Source organism: Enterococcus spodopteracolus (genome assembly GCF_030441955.1).
GTDB lineage: Bacteria > Bacillota > Bacilli > Lactobacillales > Enterococcaceae > Enterococcus_B > Enterococcus_B spodopteracolus.
The window spans coordinates 1-643 of the sequence record NZ_JARJHD010000070.1; the positions used below are offsets into that span (position 1 = coordinate 1).

1 protein-coding gene is annotated in these 643 nt (G+C 41.5%); it reads right to left on the reverse strand.

What is annotated here, in order from left to right; genetic code table 11:
• Positions 1-67: 67 nt before the first annotated feature.
• Positions 68-349, reverse strand: coding sequence for an Ea8.5 family phage-derived protein (locus P3R27_RS14540; RefSeq protein WP_000026224.1), 282 nt, complete (start codon positions 347-349; stop codon positions 68-70).
• Between the last annotated feature and the right edge of the window lie 294 nt (positions 350-643).

Below are 643 nucleotides of genomic sequence, written 5' to 3' on the forward strand. Positions count from 1 at the left end.
CCCCGCCGTAGCGAGTTCAGATAAAATAAATCCCCGCGAGTGCGAGGATTGTTATGTAATATTGGGTTTAATCATCTATATGTTTTGTACAGAGAGGGCAAGTATCGTTTCCACCGTACTCGTGATAATAATTTTGCACGGTATCAGTCATTTCTCGCACATTGCAGAATGGGGATTTGTCTTCATTAGACTTATAAACCTTCATGGAATATTTGTATGCCGACTCTATATCTATACCTTCATCTACATAAACACCTTCGTGATGTCTGCATGGAGACAAGACACCGGATCTGCACAACATTGATAACGCCCAATCTTTTTGCTCAGACTCTAACTCATTGATACTCATTTATAAACTCCTTGCAATGTATGTCGTTTCAGCTAAACGGTATCAGCAATGTTTATGTAAAGAAACAGTAAGATAATACTCAACCCGATGTTTGAGTACGGTCATCATCTGACACTACAGACTCTGGCATCGCTGTGAAGACGACGCGAAATTCAGCATTTTCACAAGCGTTATCTTTTACAAAACCGATCTCACTCTCCTTTGATGCGAATGCCAGCGTCAGACATCATATGCAGATACTCACCTGCATCCTGAACCCATTGACCTCCAACCCCGTAATAGCGATGCGTAATG